Below are 655 nucleotides of genomic sequence, written 5' to 3' on the forward strand. Positions count from 1 at the left end.
GCTAGTAAGTTCTGATTTCTGACTTTTTCTGGCTGCATGCTCTGCCTTACCTTGCACTTCAGGTAAGGCCTTAAACATTTTGTACCCGAGGTAAATAAGGTAAGCTGCGCCGACATAACGAATGACCTCGAAAGCAAATGACCAGTTCTCCGCAATGGTTGCTAAACCAAAACAAGCAAGCGCTAGATAAATAAGATCACTGCATATCATGCCTAAAGAAAGGGAAATGCACTTTCGCCATCCATCGACCATTCCACGAGCCAAAATCGCAAACACACCGGGCCCTGGAGTAATGCCAAATATAAACATGGCAATAAAGAATGTAACCGCACCTTCAAACGACATTGGCTTGTCCTTATTCATAGCTCAACATGATATTTGCTGAACGTAACATGCGTCCTTAAAGGGAGTAAAGAAACTATTCACCGATCCTTTACTTGCGGTATCAAGGCGTTTAAATCTGCTTTTATTACTCGCTTAGAATATTCACCTAATGACAGTCGCTCGCTAATTAAAAACGTTCAAAACCTTTAATACTAAAAAAGCGAACCGTATGGCTCGCTCTTTATACTTCAGCTTCAGTTGAAAAGAAACTTATCTAGTTCGCGATTGGCGACAGTAACTTAGGGTTTACGACTAAGTTTCTCACACCGTG

The 655-nt window shown here is 41.5% G+C and carries 1 protein-coding gene; it reads right to left on the reverse strand.

All coding sequences use genetic code 11. The features are described 5' to 3' along the window. Nucleotides 1-345: LysE family translocator (locus AB4486_RS26655; RefSeq protein ID WP_372119771.1), on the reverse strand; the 345-nt coding region annotated here is incomplete at its 3' end. Between the last annotated feature and the right edge of the window lie 310 nt (nt 346-655).

The sequence above is a fragment of the Vibrio sp. 10N.222.55.C6 genome (assembly GCF_041473395.1).
In the GTDB taxonomy this organism is placed as follows: domain Bacteria; phylum Pseudomonadota; class Gammaproteobacteria; order Enterobacterales; family Vibrionaceae; genus Vibrio; species Vibrio crassostreae_C.